Origin of the sequence: Streptantibioticus parmotrematis, from assembly GCF_019890615.1 — a bacterium.
Classification (GTDB): domain Bacteria; phylum Actinomycetota; class Actinomycetes; order Streptomycetales; family Streptomycetaceae; genus Streptantibioticus_D; species Streptantibioticus_D parmotrematis.
In genome coordinates, this window is sequence record NZ_JAINVZ010000010.1 from 202697 (window position 1) to 225540 (window position 22844).

At 70.8% G+C, this 22844-nt stretch carries 19 protein-coding genes and 2 tRNA genes; 18 read left to right on the forward strand and 3 right to left on the reverse strand.

Going from position 1 to position 22844, the window contains the following annotated elements; genetic code table 11:
* The first annotated feature begins 1 nt into the window (after position 1).
* Positions 2–811, forward strand: a complete 810-nt coding sequence (locus K7472_RS16950) for an Fpg/Nei family DNA glycosylase (RefSeq protein WP_222978815.1) — start codon at positions 2–4, stop codon at positions 809–811.
* A gap of 101 nt (positions 812–912) precedes the next feature.
* On the opposite strand, the gene K7472_RS16955 is transcribed toward K7472_RS16950, so the two are convergent.
* Positions 913–2196 carry a GNAT family N-acetyltransferase gene (locus K7472_RS16955; protein WP_222978817.1) on the reverse strand — a complete coding sequence of 428 codons (1284 nt, stop codon included), beginning with the start codon at positions 2194–2196 and terminating at the stop codon, positions 913–915.
* A gap of 157 nt (positions 2197–2353) precedes the next feature.
* Here K7472_RS16955 and K7472_RS16960 point away from each other — a divergent pair, with 157 nt between their 5' ends.
* The 3 genes from K7472_RS16960 to K7472_RS16970 all read left to right on the forward strand — a co-directional run bounded on the left by K7472_RS16960 (position 2354) and on the right by K7472_RS16970 (position 4554).
* Positions 2354–3514, forward strand: a complete 1161-nt coding sequence (locus K7472_RS16960; RefSeq protein WP_222978819.1) for a PP2C family protein-serine/threonine phosphatase — start codon at positions 2354–2356, stop codon at positions 3512–3514.
* Between the two features lie 128 nt (positions 3515–3642).
* Positions 3643–3837, forward strand: coding sequence for a hypothetical protein (locus K7472_RS16965; RefSeq protein ID WP_109447301.1), 195 nt, complete (start codon positions 3643–3645; stop codon positions 3835–3837).
* Positions 3838–3960: 123 nt separating this feature from the next.
* The gene (locus K7472_RS16970) at positions 3961–4554 is read left to right on the forward strand and encodes a Uma2 family endonuclease (RefSeq protein WP_222978821.1); all 594 of its coding nucleotides are present in this window, start codon (positions 3961–3963) and stop codon (positions 4552–4554) included.
* A gap of 49 nt (positions 4555–4603) precedes the next feature.
* Here the strand turns inward: K7472_RS16970 and K7472_RS16975 are convergent.
* A tRNA-Gly gene (locus K7472_RS16975) sits at positions 4604–4674 on the reverse strand.
* A 136-nt stretch (positions 4675–4810) separates the two neighbouring features.
* Here K7472_RS16975 and K7472_RS16980 point away from each other — a divergent pair.
* From K7472_RS16980 to clpX, 5 genes are all read left to right on the forward strand, one after another.
* A tRNA-Pro gene (locus K7472_RS16980) sits at positions 4811–4887 on the forward strand.
* Positions 4888–5057: 170 nt separating this feature from the next.
* Positions 5058–6443 carry a trigger factor gene (gene tig / locus K7472_RS16985; RefSeq protein ID WP_222978825.1) on the forward strand — a complete coding sequence of 462 codons (1386 nt, stop codon included), beginning with the start codon at positions 5058–5060 and terminating at the stop codon, positions 6441–6443.
* Between the two features lie 409 nt (positions 6444–6852).
* Positions 6853–7455, forward strand: coding sequence for an ATP-dependent Clp protease proteolytic subunit (locus tag K7472_RS16990; protein WP_199239241.1), 603 nt, complete (start codon positions 6853–6855; stop codon positions 7453–7455).
* Between the two features lie 147 nt (positions 7456–7602).
* Positions 7603–8271, forward strand: coding sequence for an ATP-dependent Clp protease proteolytic subunit (locus tag K7472_RS16995; RefSeq protein WP_289679039.1), 669 nt, complete (start codon positions 7603–7605; stop codon positions 8269–8271).
* A gap of 161 nt (positions 8272–8432) precedes the next feature.
* On the forward strand, positions 8433–9716 hold the full coding sequence (clpX, locus tag K7472_RS17000; protein WP_222978827.1) for an ATP-dependent Clp protease ATP-binding subunit ClpX: 1284 nt from the start codon (positions 8433–8435) through the stop codon (positions 9714–9716).
* Between the two features lie 82 nt (positions 9717–9798).
* On the opposite strand, the gene K7472_RS17005 is transcribed toward clpX, so the two are convergent.
* On the reverse strand, positions 9799–10782 hold the full coding sequence (locus tag K7472_RS17005) for a hypothetical protein (RefSeq protein WP_222978828.1): 984 nt from the start codon (positions 10780–10782) through the stop codon (positions 9799–9801).
* Between the two features lie 138 nt (positions 10783–10920).
* Here K7472_RS17005 and K7472_RS17010 point away from each other — a divergent pair, with 138 nt between their 5' ends.
* From K7472_RS17010 to rodA, 9 genes are all read left to right on the forward strand, one after another.
* The gene (locus tag K7472_RS17010; RefSeq protein ID WP_222978830.1) at positions 10921–13554 is read left to right on the forward strand and encodes a valine--tRNA ligase; all 2634 of its coding nucleotides are present in this window, start codon (positions 10921–10923) and stop codon (positions 13552–13554) included.
* 102 nt (positions 13555–13656) lie between these two features.
* Complete coding sequence (gene folC / locus K7472_RS17015) at positions 13657–15210, forward strand: bifunctional tetrahydrofolate synthase/dihydrofolate synthase (RefSeq protein WP_308013953.1); 1554 nt, start codon at positions 13657–13659, stop codon at positions 15208–15210.
* A 10-nt stretch (positions 15211–15220) separates the two neighbouring features.
* Entirely contained in the window at positions 15221–15565 is a 345-nt protein-coding gene (locus tag K7472_RS17020) for a DUF4233 domain-containing protein (RefSeq protein ID WP_222978832.1), read from the forward strand.
* Between the two features lie 121 nt (positions 15566–15686).
* Complete coding sequence (gene ndk, locus K7472_RS17025; RefSeq protein ID WP_222978834.1) at positions 15687–16100, forward strand: nucleoside-diphosphate kinase; 414 nt, start codon at positions 15687–15689, stop codon at positions 16098–16100.
* A gap of 419 nt (positions 16101–16519) precedes the next feature.
* Positions 16520–17539 (forward strand): rod shape-determining protein, encoded by a 1020-nt coding sequence (locus tag K7472_RS17030; protein ID WP_222978921.1) that lies wholly within the window; start codon positions 16520–16522, stop codon positions 17537–17539.
* A 116-nt stretch (positions 17540–17655) separates the two neighbouring features.
* Positions 17656–18651: a rod shape-determining protein MreC gene (gene mreC / locus K7472_RS17035; protein ID WP_222978841.1), complete on the forward strand. Its 996-nt coding sequence runs from the start codon at positions 17656–17658 to the stop codon at positions 18649–18651.
* A gap of 3 nt (positions 18652–18654) precedes the next feature.
* The gene (gene mreD, locus K7472_RS17040; protein ID WP_222978842.1) at positions 18655–19302 is read left to right on the forward strand and encodes a rod shape-determining protein MreD; all 648 of its coding nucleotides are present in this window, start codon (positions 18655–18657) and stop codon (positions 19300–19302) included.
* Positions 19303–19350: 48 nt separating this feature from the next.
* The gene (mrdA, locus tag K7472_RS17045; RefSeq protein WP_222978844.1) at positions 19351–21579 is read left to right on the forward strand and encodes a penicillin-binding protein 2; all 2229 of its coding nucleotides are present in this window, start codon (positions 19351–19353) and stop codon (positions 21577–21579) included.
* A complete protein-coding gene (rodA, locus tag K7472_RS17050) occupies positions 21576–22784 on the forward strand; it encodes a rod shape-determining protein RodA (RefSeq protein WP_222978846.1) in 1209 nt (402 codons plus the stop codon). Before mrdA ends, rodA begins: the two co-directional genes overlap by 4 nt.
* Positions 22785–22844: the final 60 nt, after the last annotated feature.

Below are 22844 nucleotides of genomic sequence, written 5' to 3' on the forward strand. Positions count from 1 at the left end.
CATGCCGGAGGGGCACACCATCCACCGGCTGGCCGCCGACCACCGTGACCGGTTCGGCGGCCGCCCGGTGCGGGCCTCCAGCCCGCAGGGCAAGTTCGCGGACGGCGCCGCCCTCGTCGACGGCCAGGTGCTCGACGGCGCCGAGGCGCACGGCAAGCACCTGTTCCTCGACTTCGGCGCCACCGGCTGGATCCACGTCCACCTCGGCCTGTTCGGCAAGTACGCGCACGGCCCCGGGACCGCACCACCCGCCGGCGACACCGTGCGGCTGCGGATGACCGGCCCCGGCGGCTGGGCCGACCTGCGCGGCCCGACTGCCTGCGAGCTGATCACCGACGCCGAGAAGTCCGCGATACACGACCGCCTCGGCCCCGACCCGCTGCGCGCGGACGACGACGGCGAGCGGGCCTGGGCCCGGATCTCCCGCAGCCGCACCACGGTCGCCGCGCTGCTGATGGACCAGAAGATCGTCGCGGGCGTCGGCAACGTCTACCGCGCCGAAGTCCTCTTCCGGCACGGCGTCGACCCGTACCGCACCGGCCGTGAACTGCGGCGCGCCGAATGGGACGCCGTCTGGGACGACCTGGTGGCGCTGATGCGCGAGGGCGTCAGGGCGAACCGCATCGACACCGTCCGCCCCGAGCACACGCCCGAGGCGATGGGGCGGCCGCCCCGGGTGGACGACCACGGCGGCGAGGTCTACGTCTACCGGCGCGCCGGGCAGCCCTGCCTGGTCTGCGGCACCGAGGTGCGCACCGCCGACCTCGGCAACCGCAACCTCTTCTGGTGCCCGCGCTGCCAGAGCCGCTGAACTCCCCTGCCCGGAAACCGAGTTCGGGGCGGCGAAACCCGTTTCGGGGCGCACCCGGCGATTTTCGGCCAGAAGCGCCCCGGGCCCGGTCCGGCGGCGGATCAGAAGCCGTGCGGCAGCCATGGCGCGACACCCGCGCCGAACGCCTGGGACGCCGCCGCCAGCGCGCCCGCCCGCTCCTCGACGACCCGGCCCGCCCCGGCGAGCGACGCCAGCGAGGGACCGCCCAGGTAGGCGGTGGCCAACGCGCCCGTCGGCAGCGACAGTTCGGCCGCGTCCGTGGTCCGCTCGCAGACCGCGCCCTTCGCGTCCCCGGTCAGCCGCCAACGCCCCGCGTTCCACGGGCAGAACGGGTCCGCCACCTCCAGCACCACGTCCACCGGCGCCGCGTAGGCCCGCGCCGACAAGGCGGCGCCGAGGTCCACCAGCCGCAGGTGCAGCGAGTCCACCACGCCGAGGCGCAGCCGTCGGATGTCGGGGACCAGGTGCAGCAGCGGATCGTCGACCGGCCGGTCGTGGCACGTGAGCGTCGAGACCAGGTCCAGCGCGAACAGGTAGCGCCACAGCGCCGCGTACGAGGCCGCGTCCAGCGCCTCGACGTCCGCCACGTTCACCGTGCCGTCCTGCCCGCCGCGGGACTGCGTGAGCCGCGTGGCGTACCGCGCGTAGCCGGTCACCCGGCCGTCCCGCTCGGCCAGCACGCACAGCCGCTCCCCGAAGCCCTCGCGATCGCGCTGCGGGTCCAGCAGCGGCAGCTCCTCCCAGCCGGGCCGCCGCGCGAGCATCCCGGGCCTGCGCGGCACCAGCGCCGCGTAGACCGCCTCGCAGGCCCCGAGCGCCTCACGCGGGTCGGCCAGCCGCAGCCGCACGTCGTCCGTGCCCTGTGGCCCGACCGGCGACACCCGCCGGGTCTCCGCGTCGATCCGCAGCTTCCGGATCGCCGCCCCGTACCCGAACCGCCCGTAGATCGCCGGCTCCGAGGCGGTCAGCACGGCCAGCGACTCCCCGCGCTCGCGCACGTCGTCCAGCTGCCGCCGCATCAACGAGGTCAGCACCCCGCGCCGCCGGTGCGTCGGGGTCACCCCCACCATCGTCACCCCGGCCGCCGGGACCACCGCGCCGCCCGGCAGCGACAGCCGGAACGAGAACGCCGAGGCGCCGCCCGCGATCACGTCGCCGTCCAGGGCCACCAGCGACCGGTCGCACTCGGTCAGCCCGTGCCACAACGCCCGCTCCTCGGGAGCCTCCGGCGGACCGCCGAAGGCCCGCTCCAGGGCGCCGTACCACTCCTCCCACCGCTCCGGCTCCAGCACCTCGAAGCGCGTCCCCGCCGTCGCTCCTGCTGCCCGCGTCGCCTCTGCCGCCTCTGCCGCCTCTTTCGTCATGGCCTCCTGCCTACCAGCGCCCCCGCGCGCCGCCCAGCGAATTTCCGGCGCCCCACCCCCGGACGCACCGTCCGTCCCGGTCCCGGTCCGGATCCGGCCGGTACCCGGCGGGTCGCGAATCGACGCGCCGCCGAACGGGTGGATAGGGTCGCCGCACATGACTGACAGGCGGGCGACCGCGGAGGGGATCGTGGCGCGGTGGCGCGGGGCGCTGCACCGGGCCAGGACCGCCCTGCGCAAGTCCGCCGTCGACTACTTCCGCGGTGACGCCGCCGAGTGGCTGCCGCTGACCACCCTGCTGCTCACGGTGCCCGCGCTCGCCTGGTCCACCACCGTGCTGCCCGCCTGGTGCCCACCGACCGCGCTGGTCTTCCCGATGCTGCTGGGCGGGCTGCTGCTGCGCCCGGCGAGCCTGCTGCTGCTCTACACCGCCGCCGCCACCGCGCTGGTCGTCGAGGACGCCGTCCTCGGGCCCTACCCGGACGCCGCCGCGCGGGCGGTGACGCCGGGCACGGTGCTGGTGGTGAGCGCGGTCGCGTTCGCCGGGCTGCTGATCGCGCAGTTCCGCAGCAGGGTCGGCGTGCCCTGGCGGCGCGGCGGCACCATGCTGTTCGACCTGCGCGAACGCATCCGCGTCCAGAGCCAGTTGCCCGACCTGCCGCCCGGCTGGCACGCGCAGATGGCGCTGCGCCCGGCCGGCGGGCAGTCGTTCTCCGGCGACTTCGTGGTCGCCGGGCGCACCGGCGGCGGCGAGATCCTGGAGGCCGTCCTGACCGACGTCTCCGGCAAGGGGATGGACGCGGGATCGCGGGCGCTGCTGCTGTCCGGCGCGTTCGGCGGGCTGCTGGGCTCGTTGCCGCCGCACCGCTTCCTGCCGGCCGCCAACGGCTACCTGCTGCGGCAGGACTGGGACGAGGGGTTCGCCACCTCGATCCACCTGGTGCTCGATCTCGACAGCGGGGACTACGAGTTGCTCTCCGCCGGTCACCTCCCCGCCGTCCAGCTGCACGCGGGGACCGGGCGCTGGGAGGAGAAGGCGGCCGAGGGACTGATGCTCGGGGTCATGGACGAGGCCCAGTTCGACGGCGTGAAGGGGACGTTGCGGCCGGGCGACGTGCTGCTGCTGTTCACCGATGGTCTGGTCGAGGCGCCCGGGCGTGAACTGTCCGAGGGCATCGACCGGTTGATCGGCGCCGCCGACCGCTTCGTGGCCCGCGGCTTCCACGGCGCGGCCTGGCCGCTGATCGACGCGGTCGCCAAGGACGTCAACGACGACCGTGCCCTTTTGATCATCTCGCGTGACCGATTGGCCAGTTGACCACGTGTCAATGCGTGGTCGGGTCCACTGGAGGGCGCGTTGGTGGCACGATGGACGGCGCGGGGGAGCGCGGTGGCGGCGCACCCCCGGTCCGGTGTGAGGCGTAGCGAGCGAGGATGTGATCCCTGGTGGCCATCTCCCTGTCCGTAGTGGTGCTGTTGGCGGTCGTGCTGGCGGTGATGATCCGCAGTGGGTCCATCAAGGGCGGAGGGGCGATCGTGGCGATCCTCTTCGGCTTCTTCCTGGCCTCGACCGGCATGGCCCCCGGCATCCAACGCTTCCTCAACTCACTGGCCAGCTCCATCGCGCAGATAAAGTTCTGAGTCCCGCCTACCCCCGCCGGACGCGTGTTCACGTCACGCGCCCGCGTTCTTGCGTGCCGCCCCGTACGGGCCGGGCCAGGGCCCGTACGGGGAGCGTGTGGGACGACGAGCGAGGAGAGCCGTATGACCGTCACATCCACGCGCTTGCTGTCGGGAGACGCCGAGGACGGTGCCTGGATCGAGCGGGTCTTCGCCCTCGCGGAGCGTGAGGCGCCCGAGGACCTCACGCTCGAACTCATCGAAGGGGAGATCGTCATCAGCGGCGCTCCCGACGGCAACCACGAGCGGATCGTCTCCCGCGTCAACCGGCAGATCACCCGCTTGTCCGCCGAGGAGATGGACACGGCGGGACGCAAAGGGCTCCTGGTGCCCGTGGGAGGCGGCTGCCCGCGGGACCACGTGATCCCCGACCTGACCGTCGCGCCTGTCGACGCGGATGTGTTCAAGGACGCCCCGGGCTGGATGCCGCCGGGCGGCGTCGTCCTCGTCCTGGCGGCCACCAGCGGCAACGCCCACGGCGACCGGGAGGGCAAGCGCCACTGCTACGCCCGCGCCGGCATCCCGCTGTATCTGCTGGCCGACCGCGAGCGCCGTGAGGCGGTGCTCTTCTCCGACCCCGACGCGGGCGACTACACCCGGCGCCTCACGCTGCCGTTCGGCAAGGACGTGGACCTGCCGGAGCCTTTCGGCTTCGCGCTCTCCACCGCGGACTTCTGACCGCCAAAAGGCCGAAGACCCCCTGTCACCAGGGGTCTTCGGGTTGCAGAGCGGGCGACGGGAATCGAACCCGCGTAGCCAGTTTGGAAGACTGGGGCTCTACCATTGAGCTACGCCCGCAACGGCCAGTCATTGTGGCACACCGAATCGTAGCCGGTCGATCCGCCCCCCGTCGCCACCCCGCCCCCGCGTCACCGTCGCCATAATGTGGCGGCCGACGCGTGCGGAGGCATGTACTCTACGTGTCGCACTGAAACGGGGTGTGGCGCAGCTTGGTAGCGCGTCCGCTTTGGGAGCGGAAGGCCGTCGGTTCGAATCCGGCCACCCCGACCATTTGTTCGAGTCCTTTCCGGGCGGCGGGACAGGTCCGCCGTGGCTACCGGTACTATGCAGGCTGGCCCTGTATACGGGGCGACGTAGGGGCGCGGGACTCCGGGACGCCCCAGGCAGTACGTCTCGTCGGCCACGCATACCCCCAAATGTCAGCCCAAGGAGACCCAACCGTGAAGAGCGCCGTCGAGACTCTGAACCCCACCCGGGTTCGACTCACCGTCGAGGTGCCCTTCGAGGAGCTCAAGCCCAGCCTCGACGCGGCGTACAAGAAGATCAACCAGCAGGTCACGGTGCCGGGGTTCCGCAAGGGCAAGATCCCCGCGCGCGTCATCGACCAGCGGTTCGGCCGCGGTGCGGTCCTCGAAGAGGCCATCAACGACGCGCTGCCGAAGTTCTACACGGAGGCGGTCAACGAGGGTGAGCTGAACGTCCTCGGACAGCCCGAGATCGACATCACCGAGTTCAACGACAACGAGGAGCTGAAGTTCACCGCCGAGGTGGACGTCCGCCCCGCGATCGAGATCCCGGACTTCTCCGGCATCGAGGTCACCGTCGACGCGGTCGAGGTCTCCGACGAGGACATCGAGGAGTCGATCGAGCAGCTGCGTGAGCGCTTCGCCTCCACCTCCCCGGTCGAGCGCGCCGCCGCCGACGGCGACGTGGTCGTGGTCGACCTGGAGGCCACGGTCGACGGCGAGGTGCTGGAGGACGGCGTCGCCAAGGGCGTCAGCTACACCATCGGCTCCGGCCAGCTGCTCGACGGCATCGACGAGGCCGTGACCGGCCTGGAGGCCGGCGGCTCCGCCACCTTCACCTCCGAGCTCAAGGGCGGCTCGGCGGCCGGCAAGAACGCCGAGGTCAAGGTCGACGTCACCGCCGTGCAGGCCCGCGAGCTGCCCGAGCTGGACGACGACTTCGCCCAGCTGGCCAGCGAGTTCGACACCCTCGAGGAGCTGCGCGCCGACAGCGTCAAGCGCCTGGAGCGGATGAAGAAGTACGACCAGGCCACCCAGGCCCAGGAGAAGGTGCTCGACGCCCTCCTGGAGCTCGTCGAGATCCCGGTCCCCGAGAAGCTCCTCAAGGACGAGGTCGAGACCCGCAAGCACAACCTGGAGCACCACCAGTTCCCGATGATGGGGCTGAACTGGGAGAGCTTCCTGGAGCGCGAGGGCAAGACCCAGGAGGAGTACGACGCCGAGGTCGAGGAGCAGGCGAAGAAGGGCATCAAGACCCAGTTCGTCCTGGACGAGCTCGTGAAGAAGGAAGAGCTGTCGGTCAACCAGGAGGAGCTCACCGAGCACCTCATGCGCCGCGCCGCCTCCTCCGGCATGAGCCCCGACCAGTTCGCCCAGGCCGTCGTCGAGGGCGGCCAGGTGCCGCTGCTGGTCGGCGAGGTCGCCCGCGGCAAGGCCCTGGCCACCGTGGTCGAGGGCGCCAAGGTCGTCGACACCAACGGCGCCGAGGTCGACCTGGACGACGAGGAGGAGGACGAGACCGCTGAGACGGTCGAGGCCACCACCGACGAGGCCGAGGACGCCGAAGGCACCGAGGCCTGACAGCCGCCCGCCGGACCCCGGGGCGGACCGCCCCGGGGCACCCGGCCGTGCCGGTCGAGCCGTTCCGCCGAGCGTCGACCGGTACTCCTGCCGCACCACGTACAACGGGCCCGAACACGCATGCGCGCGTGTCCGGGTCCGTTGTCGTAGCTGTCGTCGGCACCGTCACCACAGCCTGCGCTCACAGCGAACAGTTCAGCGTGCGGGATCGCTGGGCCCGACCTGCGCGTTAGGGTCCGTAGTAACGAGGGCAGGGGAGACCCTTGAACGAAGCCGGAGCACGATGCGGGAACGCAGCGGCGAGGCGCTCCCCGGCACTCAGGTCAGAACGCGAAGACGGTGTGTCGCCGTCCGACAACGAGCAGGTGGATACGTGACGACTCCGCAGATCCAGACGCCGGGACATCTGATGCCCACCGCGAACGGCGCGCCGGCCGGAGCCGGCCTCGGCGACGCGGTCTACAACCGACTGCTCGACGAACGCATCATCTTCCTCGGCCAGGCCGTGGACGATGACATCGCGAACCGGATCTGCGCGCAGATGCTGCTGCTCGCCGCGGACCCGGACAAGGACATCTACCTCTACATCAACTCGCCCGGCGGCTCGGTCACCGCCGGCTTCGCGATCTACGACACCATGCAGTACATCAAGAACGACGTGGTGACGATCGCGATGGGCCTGGCGGCCTCCATGGGCCAGTTCCTGCTGACCGCGGGCACCCCGGGCAAGCGCTTCGCGCTGCCCAACGCGGACATCCTGATGCACCAGGGCTCGGCGGGCCTCGGCGGCTCCGCGTCCGACATCAAGATCCAGGCCGAGCAGCTGCTGCGCACCAAGAAGCGCATGGAGCAGCTGACCGCCATGCACAGCGGCCAGACCGTCGAGACGATCAACCGTGACGCCGACCGCGACCGCTGGTTCACCGCGGAAGAGGCCAAGGAGTACGGGCTGATCGACCAGGTGATGCACACCGCCGCCGACGTGCCCGGTGGCGGCGGCACCGGCGCGTGACCACCGCGGGACCGCGCCCGACGGGCCCTCGTGGCCCGCGGCGCCCGGCCCCCGCGCGTACCGCGCCGCAGTGACCGCACACCCCGAGTCAGCCCACGCCCCACTTCCAGGACGGTGAACCCCACCATGATCAACCCGGTGAACCCCATGGTCACCCCGAGTCAGCTCGCCCAGCCGGGCCTGGCCCCCCGCGCCGCGTACGGCATGGAGTCGCGCTACATCGTGCCGCGCTTCGTGGAGCGCACCTCGCAGGGCGTGCGCGAGTACGACCCGTACGCCAAGCTCTTCGAGGAGCGGGTGATCTTCCTCGGCGTCCAGATCGACGACGCCTCCGCCAACGACGTGATGGCGCAGCTGCTGTGCCTGGAGTCGATGGACCCGGACCGCGACATCTCGATCTACATCAACTCGCCCGGCGGCTCCTTCACCGCCATGACGGCGATCTACGACACCATGCAGTTCGTCAAGCCGGACGTCGCGACGGTCTGCCTGGGCCAGGCGGCCTCGGCGGCGGCGGTGCTGCTGGCCGCGGGCACCCCCGGCAAGCGCATGGCGCTGCCCAACGCCCGCGTGCTGATCCACCAGCCGTACACGGAGACCGGCCGGGCGCAGATCTCGGACCTGGAGATCCAGGCCAACGAGATCACCCGCATCCGCGCCCAGATGGAGGAGATGCTGGCCAAGCACAGCAACCGCTCCGCCGACCAGATCCGTGAGGACATCGAGCGCGACAACATCCTGACGGCCGAGGACGCCCTGTCCTACGGTTTCGTCGACCAGATCACGGCCTCCCGGAAGGCCGGGGTCTCGGCCTGACTTCAAGCCGGTGACCCCTTGAGCCGGCGTCGAACCGTGGCATGTCCCACGGACGAGTCGGCTCAAGGGGGGCCCGCGCGAGGGCCTCGGCAAGGTACCGTCGGATATTAGGCACCAGGCCCTGTCGAACTGACGGGACCCAGGCGAAGGGGAAGCACCTCGTGGCACGCATCGGTGACGGCGGCGACCTGCTCAAGTGCTCGTTCTGCGGGAAGAGCCAGAAGCAGGTGAAGAAGCTCATCGCAGGGCCGGGTGTGTACATCTGCGACGAGTGCATCGACTTGTGCAACGAGATCATCGAGGAGGAGCTCGCCGAGTCCTCCGAGGTGCGGTGGGAGGACCTCCCCAAGCCCCGCGAGATCTACGAGTTCCTGGAGGGCTACGTCGTCGGCCAGGAGCCGGCGAAGAAGGCCCTGTCGGTCGCGGTCTACAACCACTACAAGCGCGTCCAGGCGGGCGAGAACGGCCGCCCCGGGCACGACGACGGCATCGAGCTGGCGAAGTCCAACATCCTGCTGCTCGGCCCGACCGGCTCCGGCAAGACGCTGCTGGCGCAGACCCTGGCCCGCATGCTGAACGTGCCGTTCGCCATCGCGGACGCCACCGCGCTCACCGAGGCGGGCTACGTCGGCGAGGACGTCGAGAACATCCTGCTCAAGCTGATCCAGGCGGCCGACTACGACGTCAAGAAGGCCGAGACCGGGATCATCTACATCGACGAGATCGACAAGGTCGCCCGCAAGAGTGAGAACCCGTCGATCACCCGTGATGTCTCCGGCGAGGGCGTCCAGCAGGCGCTGCTGAAGATCCTGGAGGGCACCACGGCCTCCGTCCCGCCGCAGGGCGGCCGCAAGCACCCGCACCAGGAGTTCATCCAGATCGACACGACGAACGTGCTGTTCATCGTGGGCGGCGCCTTCGCGGGCCTGGAGAAGATCATCGAGTCCCGGGCCGGCGCCAAGGGCATCGGCTTCGGTGCGACGATCCGCTCCAAGCGGGACCTGGACTCGGTCGACCAGTTCGCCGAGATCATGCCGGAGGACCTGGTGAAGTTCGGGATGATCCCGGAGTTCATCGGCCGCCTGCCGGTCATCACCTCCGTGCACAACCTCGACCGCGAGGCGCTGCTGAAGATCCTGGTCGAGCCGCGCAACGCGCTCGTCAAGCAGTACCAGCGGCTCTTCGAACTCGACGGCGTGGAGCTGGAGTTCGACCTCCCGGCGCTGGAGGCCATCGCCGACCAGGCGATCCTGCGCGGCACCGGCGCCCGCGGCCTGCGGGCCATCATGGAAGAGGTCCTGATGTCGGTGATGTACGAGGTGCCGTCCCGCAAGGACGTCGCCCGCGTCGTCATCACCCAGGACGTCGTCCACTCGAACGTGAACCCGACGCTGGTCCCGCGCAACCGCGGCGGCGAGACGGAGCGCCACGAGAAGAGCGCGTAACGCACGCGCGTCATGCATGAGGAAGGGGCGCCCGGACCGATCCGGGCGCCCCTTCCTCATGCCAGGGGTTTCGTGCCGGGCGTCAGGACGCCTTGACCTCGGCGGCCTGCTTGATCTTCGCCGCCAGCGAGGCGGAGTCGCTCAGCGACATCGCGCCGCCCGGCGTCATCTGGATCGGCACGACCTCGCCCTCGTCGCTGGAGTCCGCCCAGACGCAGACCGGGATGGTGCTGCCGGAACCGGCGCCGCTGCCCGTGATCGCGAAGGACTGGCACTTCATGACGCTGCCGGACGGCAACCCGGCCGGGCTCTCCTGCTGCGGCGAGCCCTGCCCGGTCATGGTGAAGCCCGAGCTGCCGCTGTTGCTGGCCGCCATGCTCGCCTTGAGGGCGGTGAAGGTCCCGTCCACCGCGGACGCCGGGTCGCTGACGCTGCCGTACGAGCCCACGACGCTCATCGACGTGGTCCCGGCCGTGTAGCTCTTGGAGACCGCGGTGCCGCCGGAGACGCCCGAGAACAGAACGGCGGCCTTGGCCTGCTGATCGGACTGCGACTGGCTGCTCTGGTTCGGCACCGCCGCGTAACCGCCCGGCAGCGAGTCCGGCAGGACCAGCTTGTACTTCACCGACGACGTGCCGCCGCCTCCGCCGCTGCTCCCGGAGGTGCCGCCGCTGCCGCCCTTGGCGGTGTCACCGCTGCTGCCGCCGCTCGCGTTCACCGCGATCGCGATGCCGCCGCCGACCACCACGACCACCGCCGCGATGATGGCGACCACCTTGCCGGTGTTCTTCTTCGGCGGCACCGGGGGCGGCGGGACCTGCGGGCCGCCCCAACCGGGCTGCTGGCCGTACGGGTTGGGCTGCGGCGGCTGGCCGTAGGGCCCCGGCTGCGGCGCGCCCTGCTGCGGGTAGCCGTAGGGCTGCTGGGGCGGCGGGGGCTGCTGCGGGTAGCCGTATCCGGGCTGCGGGGGCTGGGCGCCGTAGCCCGGCTGCGGAGGCTGACCGCCGTAACCGGGCTGCGGGGGCTGACCGCCGTAGGGGTTCGGCGGCGGCTGGTTGTAGCTCATGGACTTCCGGTTCCTCCCGTTGACTTCGTGCGCGCACATCCTTGCGGATGACCGGCCTCCGCAGAAACCCGGGGCCCCGCGTCGTTACCCACCCAAAGCCGTTCGGAGACACCGCCGTGCCGCCCCTAGAATTGCGGCGTGACCGACACGAACCAGCGCCCGGGCGGCGCCGCCCCCAGCTCTCCCGACGATCTGCCGACCCAGTACGTCCCGGCCGAGGTAGAGGGGACGCTGTACGAGCGCTGGGTGGAGCGCGGTTACTTCGAGGCCGACGCCAAGAGCGACAAGCCTCCGTACACCATCGTCATCCCCCCGCCGAACGTCACCGGCAGCCTGCACCTGGGCCACGCGTTCCAGCACACGCTCATGGACGCCCTGACCCGCCGCAAGCGCATGCAGGGCTACGAGTCCCTCTGGCTGCCGGGCATGGACCACGCGGGCATCGCCACCCAGAACAAGGTCGAGCAGCAGCTCGCCGACGAGGGCAGGTCCCGGCATGACCTGGGCCGCGAGGCGTTCGTCGAGCGCGTGTGGCAGTGGAAGAGCGAGTACGGAGGCCGGATCCTCGGCCAGATGCGGCGCCTCGGCGACGGCGTGGACTGGTCGCGTGAGCGCTTCACGATGGACGAGGGCCTGTCCCGCGCGGTCCTGACCATCTTCAAGCGGCTCTACGACGACGGGCTCGTCTACCGCGCCGAGCGCATCATCAACTGGTGCCCGCGCTGTCTGACCGCCATCTCCGACATCGAGGTGGAGTACCAGGACGACGACGGCGAGCTGGTCTCGATCCGCTACGGCGAGGGCGACGACAGCCTCGTCGTCGCGACCACCCGCGCCGAGACGATGCTCGGTGACACGGCCGTCGCCGTCCACCCGGACGACGAGCGCTACCGGCACCTGGTGGGCACCCGCATCAAGCTGCCGCTCACCGACCGCACCATCCCGGTCGTCGCCGACGCCCACGTGGACCCGGAGTTCGGCACCGGCGCGGTCAAGGTCACCCCGGCCCACGACCCCAACGACTTCGCCATCGGCCAGCGCCACGACCTCGAAGCGCTGACGGTCATGGACGAGCGCGGTGTCATCACCGTGCACGGCCCCTTCCAGGGCCTGGACCGTTTCGAGGCCCGCTCCGCGATCGTCGGCGCGCTGCGGGAGCAGGGCCGGATCGTCGCCGAGAAGCGGCCCTACGTCCACTCCGTGGGCCACTGCTCGCGGTGCAAGACCACCGTCGAGCCGCGCCTGTCGATGCAGTGGTGGGTCAAGGTCGGCCCGCTCGCGAAGGCCGCGGGCGACGCCGTGCGCGACGGCCGTGTCGCCATCCACCCGGCCGAGATGTCGAGGCGGTACTTCGACTGGGTCGACAACATGCACGACTGGTGCATCTCGCGTCAGCTGTGGTGGGGCCACCGGATCCCCGTCTGGTACGGGCCGAACGACGAGGTCGTCTGCGTCGGACCGGACGAGGAGCCGCCGTCCGGCGAGGGCTGGACGCAGGAGTCCGACGTCCTGGACACCTGGTTCTCCTCCGGCCTGTGGCCGTTCTCCACGCTGGGCTGGCCGGAGCAGACCCCGGACCTCGCGAAGTTCTACCCGACCGACGTCCTGCTGACCGGCCACGACATCATCTTCTTCTGGGTCGCCCGGATGATGATGTTCGGCCTGTACGCGATGGACGGGCAGATCCCCTTCGGCACGATCGCGCTGACCGGCCTGGTCCGCGACGAGCACGGCAAGAAGATGTCCAAGTCCAACCCCAACTCGGTGGACCCGCTGGACTGGATGGACGCCTACGGCGCCGACGCCGTGCGCTTCACCCTCGCACGGGGTGCCAACCCCGGAGCGGACGTCCCCATCGGTGAGGACTGGGTCCAGGGCTCGCGCAACTTCGCCAACAAGATCTGGAACGCGACGCGCTTCGCGCTGATGAACGGCGCCACGATCGAGGGCGAACTGCCGCCCGCCGAGCGGCAGTCGGCGGCCGACCGCTGGATCCTGTCCCGCCTGAACTCGGTCGTCGCCGAAGTCGACGCGTACTACGACGACTTCCAGTTCGCGAAGCTGTCGGACGCGCTGTTCCACTTCGCGTGGGACGAGGTCTTCGACTGGTACGTGGAGCTGTCCAAGACCACGTTCGCGGCCGGGGGCGAGGCGGCGAACGCCTCGCGGCGCGTTCTGGGCGAGGTGCTCGACGTGACGCTGCGTCTGCTTCACCCGATCGTGCCCTTCGTCACCGAGCAGTTGTGGACCACGCTGACCGGGCGCGAGTCCGTGGTGATCGCCGAGTGGCCGAAGGACAGCGGTTTCCGCGACGCCGCCGCGGAGGCGGAGATCGCCACCCTCCAGCAGGTCATCACCGAGGTCCGCCGCTTCCGCGCGGACCAGGGCCTGCAGCCCGGCCAGCGGGTCCCGGCCCGCCTCACGCTGGACGGCACGCCGCTCGCGCCGCACGAGGACGCGATCCGCTCACTGCTGCGTCTCCAGCCGGTCGAGGAGGGCTTCACCGCGACCGCGTCGCTGCCGGTGGCCGGGGCCAGGGTCGAACTCGACCTGTCCGGCGCCATCGACTTCGCCGCCGAACGCAAGCGCCTGGCCAAGGACCTCGCGGTGGCGGAGAAGGAGCAGAAGCAGGCCAACGCCAAGCTCGGCAACTCCGGATTCCTCGCGAAGGCCCCGGAGAAGGTGGTCGAGGGCATCCGCGCCCGCCTGGCCACCGCCGAGGCGGACATCGAGCGGATCACCGCCCAGCTGGCCTCGCTGCCCGAGGCGTAGTCCCCGGGCCCGCGCACGCGCCGCCGGACCCCCGTCCGCCCCTCGCGGGGCGCGCGGGGGTCCGGCCCGTTCCGGGGGTCCGGCTTCCGTAGACTGGTCCGCGTGAGCGAGCGCCCCCGTGACGAAGAGCCGGTTCCCGACGACTCCGCCCTCGACGCCTTCGACGAGATGGTGGACGACGAGACCCGGCGGGATCCCGACCTCGCGGTGATCGAGGCCGGCAGCCGTACCCTGCGCGCCGGTGTGCCGCTCAGCCAGGCCGCCGACGCCCCCGCCGGGCCGCGCACCCCCGAGGAGGCCCAGGCGCTGCGCGAGGTGGAGGCGGAGCTGGCCGGCCGCTGGGGCGAGACCAAGCTCGAACCGTCGCTGACGCGCATCCGCCGCCTGATGGACATCCTCGGCGAGCCGCAGCGCGCCTACCCGGCGATCCACATCACCGGTACCAACGGCAAGACCAGCACCGCCCGCATGATCGAGACGCTGCTGCGCGCCTTCGAACTGCGCACCGGCCGCTACACCAGCCCGCACGTCGAGTCCGTCACCGAGCGCATCAGCCTGGACGGCGCGCCCATCCCCGTCGACCGCTTCGTCGCCACGTACCAGGACGTCAAGCCGTACGTGGAGATGGTGGACGACGCCCAGGAGCACCGGCTGTCGTTCTTCGAGGTGCTGACCGGCATGGCGTACGCGGCGTTCGCCGACGCGCCGGTGGACGTGGCCGTGGTCGAGGTCGGCATGGGCGGCAGCTGGGACGCGACCAACGTCGTCGACGGCCAGGTCGCCGTCGTCACCCCCATCTCGCTGGACCACACCGACCGGCTCGGCAGCACGCCCGGCGAGATCGCCCAGGAGAAGGCGGGCATCATCAAGCCCAGGGGCGACGCCGAGGGCGCGGCCGGGGCGACCGTGGTGCTGGCCCAGCAGCCGGTGGACGCGGCGCAGGTGCTGCTCAAGCGGGCCGTCGAGGCGGACGCCACGGTGGCGCGCGAGGGCATGGAGTTCGGCATCACGGCGCGCGAGGTGGCGGTCGGCGGGCAGATGCTGACGCTGCGCGGCCTGGGCGGCGACTACGAGCAGGTCTTCCTGCCGCTGCACGGCGCCCACCAGGCGCACAACGCGGTAGTGGCGCTGGCGGCCGTCGAGGCGTTCTTCGGGGTCGGCGCGAACGGCCCGGCCCGGCCGCTGGACCTGGAGACGGTGCGCGGCGCGTTCGCCGCGGTCACCTCGCCAGGCCGCCTGGAGGTGGTGCGCCGCAGCCCCACCGTCGTGCTGGACGCCGCGCACAACCCCGCCGGCGCGCAGGCGACCGCCGAGGCCGTGCGGGAGGCGTTCGCCTTCACCCACCTCGTCGGGGTGGTCGCGCCCAGCGCGGACAAGGACGTGCGCGGGGTGCTGGAGGCGTTCGAGCCGATCTTCGCCGAGGTCGTGGTGACCCGTAACTCCAGCTTCCGTTCGATGGACGTGGACGAGCTGGCCGCCCTCGCCGTGGAGGTCTTCGGCACCGAGCGGGTCCAGGTGGAGCCGCGGCTCGACGACGCGCTGGAGGCGGCGATCACCCTCGCCGAGGAGGAGGGTGAGTACGCGGGCGCCGGTGTCCTGGTCACCGGTTCCGTGATCACCGTGGGAGAGGCCCGGCTGCTGCTGGGCCGGAAGTGAGACGGCGGACATGCGAACCCTGTGTGCCAGCACCCTGATCGGGGAGGCCTTCGTCATCGGCCTGGCCGGTCTGGTCGCGATGAACCTCTCCGGCTACCCGTCGGGCACCGTGTGGGCGGTGTGCGGCAGCGCGATGGCGCTGTGCGTGCTGCTGTGCGGCCTGGTGACCCGCCCGGGCGGGGTGGCGGTCGGCTGGGTGCTCCAGGCCGCGCTGGTGGCGTCCGGTCTGGTGATCCCGATGATGTTCTTCCTGGGGGCGTCGTTCGCCGGTCTGTGGTGGGCGGCGGTGCACTTCGGGCGCAGGATCGACGAGTTCAAGCGCCTGAACGATCAGGCCGCGGCGACGAGCGCGTAGCCGCCGCCCACCCGGACAGCTTCGCCCGGTAGGGTCGGCGGTCCGGGCCGCGGTGCCGACGCCGTGCCCGGTCCCACCAGGCAGTACGCAGCAACGTCGCAGTACGTCAAGGAGCCGCAGCATGAGCCAGCGCACCCTCGTCCTCCTCAAGCCGGACGCCGTTCGGCGCGGCCTGATCGGCGAGATCATCGGCCGCGTCGAGCGCAAGGCCGGATGGACCGTCAGCGCGATGGAGCTGCGGACGCTGGACCGGGAGACGCTGGAGCGCCACTACGCGGAGCACGTCGGCAGGCCTTTCTACGAGCCCCTGGTCGAGTTCATGTCCTCCGGCCCGTCGGTCGCGCTGGTCGTCGAGGGGGAGCGGGTGATCGAGGGCCTGCGCGCGCTGGCCGGCCCGACCGACCCGATCGCCGCCGCGCCCGGCAGCATCCGGGGTGACTTCGGCACGATCGTGCGGGAGAACCTGGTGCACGCCTCCGACTCGCCGGAGTCCGCGGACCGCGAGATCAAGATCTTCTTCCCCGAACTGGGCTGACCGGCGCCGGACGGGGTGCGGCGCGGCGGATCCCGCGGCCGACCCCGACGGGGGAACGCGGGGTGCGCCGATCGGGCGGTTCCCGGCGGCGCCGGGCCGTGCGGGGGAGCCCGTACGGGGCGGCGCGTCCGCCTGACGGGTCGTCATGCGGCGACCGGGTTGACACCGGTCGCCGGGTGGCATATGCCGGAGGATCCAAGGGAACCATTCGCTCCGACACGACGTCACCATTACAGGGGAAGCACGCTGTGTTCCGCTGACAATGGCCGAGGTGCCCTCACCCCCGGTCCGGTGGGCACACCTAAGATGGAACCTCCGCTACGGACCCCGCAGCACGCAGCACCGTCGCGCCCTCACACCCCCCATCGCTCCAGTCGCTCCAGCTCGGGAAGGCCAGACGTATCCTCATGGCGAACAACATGTCGTTCATCGGCCGTGACATGGCTGTCGACCTCGGCACCGCCAACACGCTGGTGTACGTCAGGGGTCGCGGGATCGTCCTCAACGAACCGTCTGTCGTCGCCATCAACACCAACACCGGCGGCATCCTGGCGGTCGGCGCCGAAGCCAAGAAGATGATCGGCCGCACCCCTGGCAACATCGTGGCGGTCCGTCCGCTCAAGGACGGCGTCATCGCCGACTTCGAGATCACCGAGCGGATGCTCAGGTACTTCATCCTGAAGATCCACAAGCGCCGCTATCTCGCCCGCCCCCGGGTCGTCGTGTGCGTGCCCTCGGGCATCACCGGCGTCGAGCGCCGCGCCGTCATCGAGGCCTCCAGCCAGGCCGGCGCCCGCCAGGTGCACATCATCGAGGAGCCGATGGCCGCCGCGATCGGCGCGGGCCTGCCGGTGCACGAGGCCACCGGCAACATGGTCGTCGACATCGGCGGCGGCACCACCGAGGTCGCCGTCATCTCGCTGGGCGGCATCGTCACCGCGCAGTCCATCCGGGTCGCCGGTGACGAGCTGGACAACGCCATCATCCAGCACGTCAAGAAGGAGTACAGCCTGCTGCTCGGCGAGCGCACCGCCGAACAGATCAAGATCACCATCGGTTCCGCGTACGACGTCGACCAGGACGAGCACACCGAGATCCGCGGCCGGGACCTGGTCAGTGGCCTGCCCAAGACCGTGGTCATCTCCGCGGGCGAGGTCCGCAAGGCCATCGAGGAGCCGGTCAACGCGATCGTCGACGCGGTCAAGACCACCCTCGACAAGTGCCCGCCCGAGCTGTCCGGCGACATCATGGACCGCGGCATCGTGCTGACCGGCGGCGGCGCCATGCTGCGCGGCCTGGACGAACGGCTGCGCCGCGAGACCGGCATGCCGATCCACATCGCAGAGAACCCGCTGGACTCGGTGGCTCTCGGGTCCGGCAAGTGCGTCGAGGAGTTCGAGGCGCTCCAGCAGGTGCTGGACGCCCAGCCCCGCCGATGAGCACGCGGCGTCCCCGGAGCGGTCACCGCCCCGGGGACGCCGATCCGCACACGACATCGCTGACCGGCCTGGTCCCGTAGCCGACCGGTCCGACGAGGAAGGCACGGCCGCCGCACGTGAGGGACACGAAAGAGAGCCGGCTGCTCTTGGTCCTGCTGGTCGCCATCGCGTTCGCCCTGATCACCGCGGACATCCGCGGCGGCGACCAGTCCCCCCTGAACGGCGCGCGCAGCGCGGCCGCCGCCGTCTTCGGCCCGGTCGAGAACGGGGTCGCCTCCGCCGTCAACCCGGTCGGCAACGCCATAGCGGCGGTCCGGGACTCCGGCTCCCGCCACGACCGCATCGCCCAGCTGCAGTTGCAGAACGAGAAGCTCAAGCAGCAGCTCGGCTCCAGCGCGCTCACCCGCAACCGCGCGAACGAACTGGACAAGCTGCTGAAGACCGCGGGCGCCGGCCAGTACGGCATCAAGGGCGCCCAGGTCATCGCCATAGGAGCGGCCCAGGGCTTCTCCTGGACCATCACCATCGACGCGGGTACCAACGACGGCATCCAGCGCGACATGACCGTCATCAACGGCGACGGACTGGTCGGCCGGGTCACCACGGCCAGTGCCACCACCTCCACCGTGCTGCTCGCCTGCGACCCCGACTTCACCGTCGGCACCCGCATGGAGAAGTCGATGGAGCTGGGCTTCGGCACCGGCCAGGGCGACCGGCCCATGAAGGACCAACTGCTCGACGGCCGGGCCGACGTGCACGTCGGCGACCGCCTGGTGACCTTCGGCTCGCAGGGCGACAAGCCCTTCGTGCCCGGGGTGCCGATCGGGAAGGTCGTGAGGATAGACCCGGGCGCGGGCGCGCTGACCCGCACCGTCGAGGTCCAGCCGTTCGTCTCCTTCTCCGAACTGGACATCGTCGGTGTGGTCGTCGTACCGCCCAGGACCGACCCGCGCGACACCGTCCTGCCGCCCAAGCCGCAGGTGAAGCCGACACCGACGGTCACCGTCACGGTCGGCCCCTCCGGAGCGCCCTCGGGCAAGCCGTCCGGCGCGCCCTCCGGAGCGCCCAGCGACACCCCGTCCGAGAGCCCCGACTCACAGGACGGATTCTGACCGATGCGCGTCAACCGGATCCTGCTCCCCGCGGTCCTCGTCGTCCTGGCCCTGGTGATCCAGGTCAGCGTGCTGGCCCGGCTGCACCTGCCGGGCGCGGTCCCCGACCTGCTGATGCTGGTCGTCCTGGGCCTCGCGATGACCTACGGACACGTGGCGGGCTGCCTCATCGGCTTCTTCGCCGGACTGCTCGCCGACCTCGCCCCGCCCGCCGACCACGCCGCCGGCCGCTACGCCCTCGTGCTGTGCGTCATCGGCTACCTGGCCGGCCTGACCAAGCCGGAGAACGGGCAACTGCGCTCCGCCGCGCTGCCGATGACGGTCGTCGCCGGTGCCGCGGTGCTGTCCACCCTGCTGTACGCGAGTGTGGGCGCCCTGGTCGGTGACACCGCCGCCCGCCATGTCGGCATCGTCAGCCTGCTGTTCACCGCGCTCGTCTACGACCTGCTGCTGGCACCGTTCACCGTGCCGTGGATCATGGCGCTGGCGCGACGGCTGGACCGCGACCCGATGGCCTCGGACACCGGCGCCGGGGGGCCCAGCCCGTACCGCTGGATGAGCGCCGGCAACGCCCGCTCCGGCAACCGCCTCACCCGCATGCGCCCCGGCGGCCAGCGCGACAGCCTGCTCAAGGGAGGCCGCAAGCTGTGAGTTCCCACCCGTCGCCCGCCACCACCCCCAGCGGAAGCGCTACGCGCCATGTCTAATATCCCCGAAACGGGCCGCACCCAGCGGGTGACGATCCGGCTGGTCATCCTCCAGATCCTCGTCGTCTCGCTGCTGCTGACGCTCGGCGGCAGGCTGTGGTACCTCCAGATCCGCGACGGGCAGCAGTACACCGCGGAAGCCGCCAGCAACAACATCCAGAACGTCGTCGCCCCGGCCGTGCGCGGCTCGATACTCGACGACCACGGCGTGCCGCTGGCCGACAACCAGACCAAGCTGGTCGTCACCGTCAACCGCACCGACATGATGCAGATGAAGGACGACGGCAAGGCGGTGCTGACCCGGCTGGCCGGCGTCCTCGGCATGTCGTACCAGGACATCGCCGACCAGGTCCGGCTCTGCGACGCGCACACCCCCCGCCCGTGCTGGAACGGCTCGCCCTTCCAGCCGGTCCCGATCACCGACAAGGCCACCAGCCAGCAGGCGCTGGAGATCATGGAGCGCCGGGAGGACTTCCCGGGCATCACCGCCCAGCCCACCGCCGTACGGCACTACGGATCCCCCAGCGGTGCCAGCGCGGCCCAGGTGCTCGGCTACCTCTCGCCGGTCACCGACCAGGAGATCCAGGCGTCCATGAAGAACGGGCAGCCGACCCTGGAGCGCTCCGACCAGGTGGGCCGCTCGGGCCTTGAGCACACCTACGACAGCGAGTTGCGCGGCAAGAACGGCGTGACCCGCTACCAGGTCGACAACCGCGGCCGGGTCATCGGCAACGCCGGCGACACCCCGGCGCAGCCCGGCAACGACCTCGTCACCAGCCTCGACTCGCGCGTGCAGGCCCTCACCGAGAAGGACCTGAACCAGGCGATGAAGGAGGCCCGCACGACCTACGACCCGGTCACCCACGAGAACTTCAAGGCGGACTCCGGCGCCGCGGTCGTGATGGACGTGCACACCGGCCAGGTCATCGCGATGGCCAGCGAGCCGACGTACGACCCCAACGAATGGGTCGGCGGCATCTCGGAGAAGGACTACCAGGCGCTCACCGACCCCTCCTCGGACTACCCGCTGCTCAACCGGGCGATCCAGGGCCAGTCGGCGCCCGGTTCGACCTTCAAGGTCATCTCCACCTCGGCGGCGGCGCAGGCCGGTTACGACCTCGGCGCCAGCGACTACCCCTGCACCTCCAGCTTCTCCATCGGCAACCAGGTCTTCCACAACGACGAGAACGAGTCCTACGGCGACATCAGCATCGGCCGCGCGCTCGAGGTCTCCTGCGACACCGTCTTCTACCGGCTCGCCTACGACCAGTGGCTCAAGGACGGCGGGAACAACCCGAAGAGCCCGAAGGACTGGTTCTACAAGACCGCCCACGAGTTCCACCTCGGTGAGACGACCGGCATCGACCTGCCGGGCGAGGTCGGCGGCCGCGTCCCGGACCGGCAGTGGAAGAAGGACTACTACCAGGCGATGAAGAAGTCGTGGTGCGCCCAGGCCAAGACGGGCAAGCACGACTACAGCACCGACATCGCCCGTGAGGACTGCGCCGACGGCTACATGATGCGCGCCGGTGACTCCGTCAACTACGCGATCGGACAGGGCGACACCCTGGTCACCCCGATCCAGGAGGCGATGATCTACTCGGCCATCGCCAACGGCGGCACGCTCTACCAGCCGACCATAGGGAAGGCCGTGGTCAGCGCCGACGGCAAGAACGTCGCCCCGATCCAGCCGAAGGCGGTCGGCAAGCTCCCGGACTCCCAGGCCACGCTGAAGTACATCGACAACGCGCTGGCCGGCGTCATCACCGACGGTACGGCGGAGTGGAAGTTCGGCGGCTGGCCGCAGAACAAGATCACCCTGCACGCCAAGACCGGTACCGCGGAGGTCTACGGCAAGCAGACCACCTCGTGGTTCTCCACGTACACCAAGGACTACGCGATCGTGATGACGATCTCGCAGGGTGGTACGGGTTCCGGTGGTTCGGGTCTCGCGGTGCGCGACATCTACAACCACCTGTACGGCGTGCAGTCCAACGGCTCGATCGACGCGAGCAAGGCCATGATGCCCTCGCCGCAGGTCGCCCTGCCGAAGATCGACACCGACGGGCTCGTCTCCCAGGCCGCCTACGACGTCCCCGGCCCTGACGCCTTCGCCAACTCCCTGGAGGGCGGCTCGTCCGGGGCGGACGCCGGTTCGCTGACCGCCCTGGAACCCGACCGCCACCAGAAGCTGCCGTTCGGCCGGAGGTACCAGACGTGACGAGCGGCACCGGCTTCGGCGACTTCACCGTCCGCCGCTTCAGCCCGGAGCGCGGCACGCTGTCCAAGCTGCTGGCCCGCGACTCCGCGGTGCGGCGGATGGACTGGGTGATGCTGGCCGCGGCGCTCGCGCTGTCCGGCGTCGGCTCGCTGCTGGTGTGGTCGGCGACCCGCGGCCGTACCTCCATCAACCACGGCGACCCGCAGTACTTCCTGATCCGCCACCTGATGAACATGGCCATAGGGATAGGGCTGTGCGTCGGGACCATCGTGCTGGGCCACCGCAGGATGCGCGGGATAATCCCCATCCTCTACGGCATCGTGATCGTCCTGCTGCTGGCGGTGCTCTCGCCGCTGGGCTCGACGGTCAACGGCGCGCACTCCTGGATCGTGCTGGGCGGCGGATTCTCGCTCCAGCCGTCCGAGTTCGCCAAGATCGCCATCGTGCTGAGCATGGCGATGGTGCTGTCGGCCAAGGTGGACGCGGGCGACCAGCTCAACCCCGACCACCGCACCGTGCTCCAGGCGCTGGGGTTCGCGGTGGTGCCGATGTGCGTCATCCTGCTCATGCCCGACCTGGGCTCGACGATGGTCCTGGTCGTCATCGTGCTCGGCGTGCTGCTGTCCTCCGGCGCCTCCAAGCGCTGGGTCTTCGGGCTGATCGGCGCGGGCACGGCCGGCGCGCTGGCGATCTGGAAGCTCGACCTGCTGAACAAGTACCAGATCGACCGCTTCGCCGCCTTCGCCAACCCCGCCCTCGACCCGTCGGGCGTCGGCTACAACACCGCGCAGGCCCGCATCGCCATCGGCTCCGGCGGGCTGCTGGGCGAGGGGCTGTTCCACGGTTCGCAGACCACCGGCCAGTTCGTGCCCGAGCAGCAGACCGACTTCGTCTTCACGGTCGCGGGCGAGGAGCTCGGCTTCGTCGGCTCGATCGCGATCATCCTGCTGATCGGGGTCATCCTGTGGCGCGCCTGCCGGGTCGCCCGCCAGGCCACCGACCTGTACGGGACGATCATCGCGGCCGGCGTCGTCGCCTGGTTCTCCTTCCAGTCCTTCGAGAACATCGGGATGACGCTCGGCATCATGCCGGTCGCCGGCATCCCGCTGCCGTTCGTCAGTTACGGCGGGTCGTCGATGTTCGCGATCTGGATCGGGCTGGGCCTGTTGCAGTCGGTCCGCATACAGCGCCCGATGTCCGCGTAGCGGACTCACCGAACCGTGCCCGGGGCCCGGGGCCGCCCGCGAAGGAGCGGCCCCGGGCCC

Coding starts and splice junctions, on each gene's coding strand:
- K7472_RS16955 (WP_222978817.1), bottom strand. CDS start 2,196: ATGACGAAAGAGGCGGCAGAGGCGGCAGAGGCGACGCGGGCAGCAGGA.
- K7472_RS16960 (WP_222978819.1), top strand. CDS start 2,354: ATGACTGACAGGCGGGCGACCGCGGAGGGGATCGTGGCGCGGTGGCGC.
- K7472_RS17030 (WP_222978921.1), top strand. CDS start 16,520: ATGTCGTTCATCGGCCGTGACATGGCTGTCGACCTCGGCACCGCCAAC.
- mrdA (WP_222978844.1), top strand. CDS start 19,351: ATGTCTAATATCCCCGAAACGGGCCGCACCCAGCGGGTGACGATCCGG.
- mreD (WP_222978842.1), top strand. CDS start 18,655: ATGCGCGTCAACCGGATCCTGCTCCCCGCGGTCCTCGTCGTCCTGGCC.
- K7472_RS16970 (WP_222978821.1), top strand. CDS start 3,961: ATGACCGTCACATCCACGCGCTTGCTGTCGGGAGACGCCGAGGACGGT.
- K7472_RS16990 (WP_199239241.1), top strand. CDS start 6,853: ATGCCCACCGCGAACGGCGCGCCGGCCGGAGCCGGCCTCGGCGACGCG.
- ndk (WP_222978834.1), top strand. CDS start 15,687: ATGAGCCAGCGCACCCTCGTCCTCCTCAAGCCGGACGCCGTTCGGCGC.
- K7472_RS16995 (WP_289679039.1), top strand. CDS start 7,603: ATGGTCACCCCGAGTCAGCTCGCCCAGCCGGGCCTGGCCCCCCGCGCC.
- K7472_RS17020 (WP_222978832.1), top strand. CDS start 15,221: ATGCGAACCCTGTGTGCCAGCACCCTGATCGGGGAGGCCTTCGTCATC.
- K7472_RS17005 (WP_222978828.1), bottom strand. CDS start 10,782: ATGAGCTACAACCAGCCGCCGCCGAACCCCTACGGCGGTCAGCCCCCG.
- K7472_RS16950 (WP_222978815.1), top strand. CDS start 2: ATGCCGGAGGGGCACACCATCCACCGGCTGGCCGCCGACCACCGTGAC.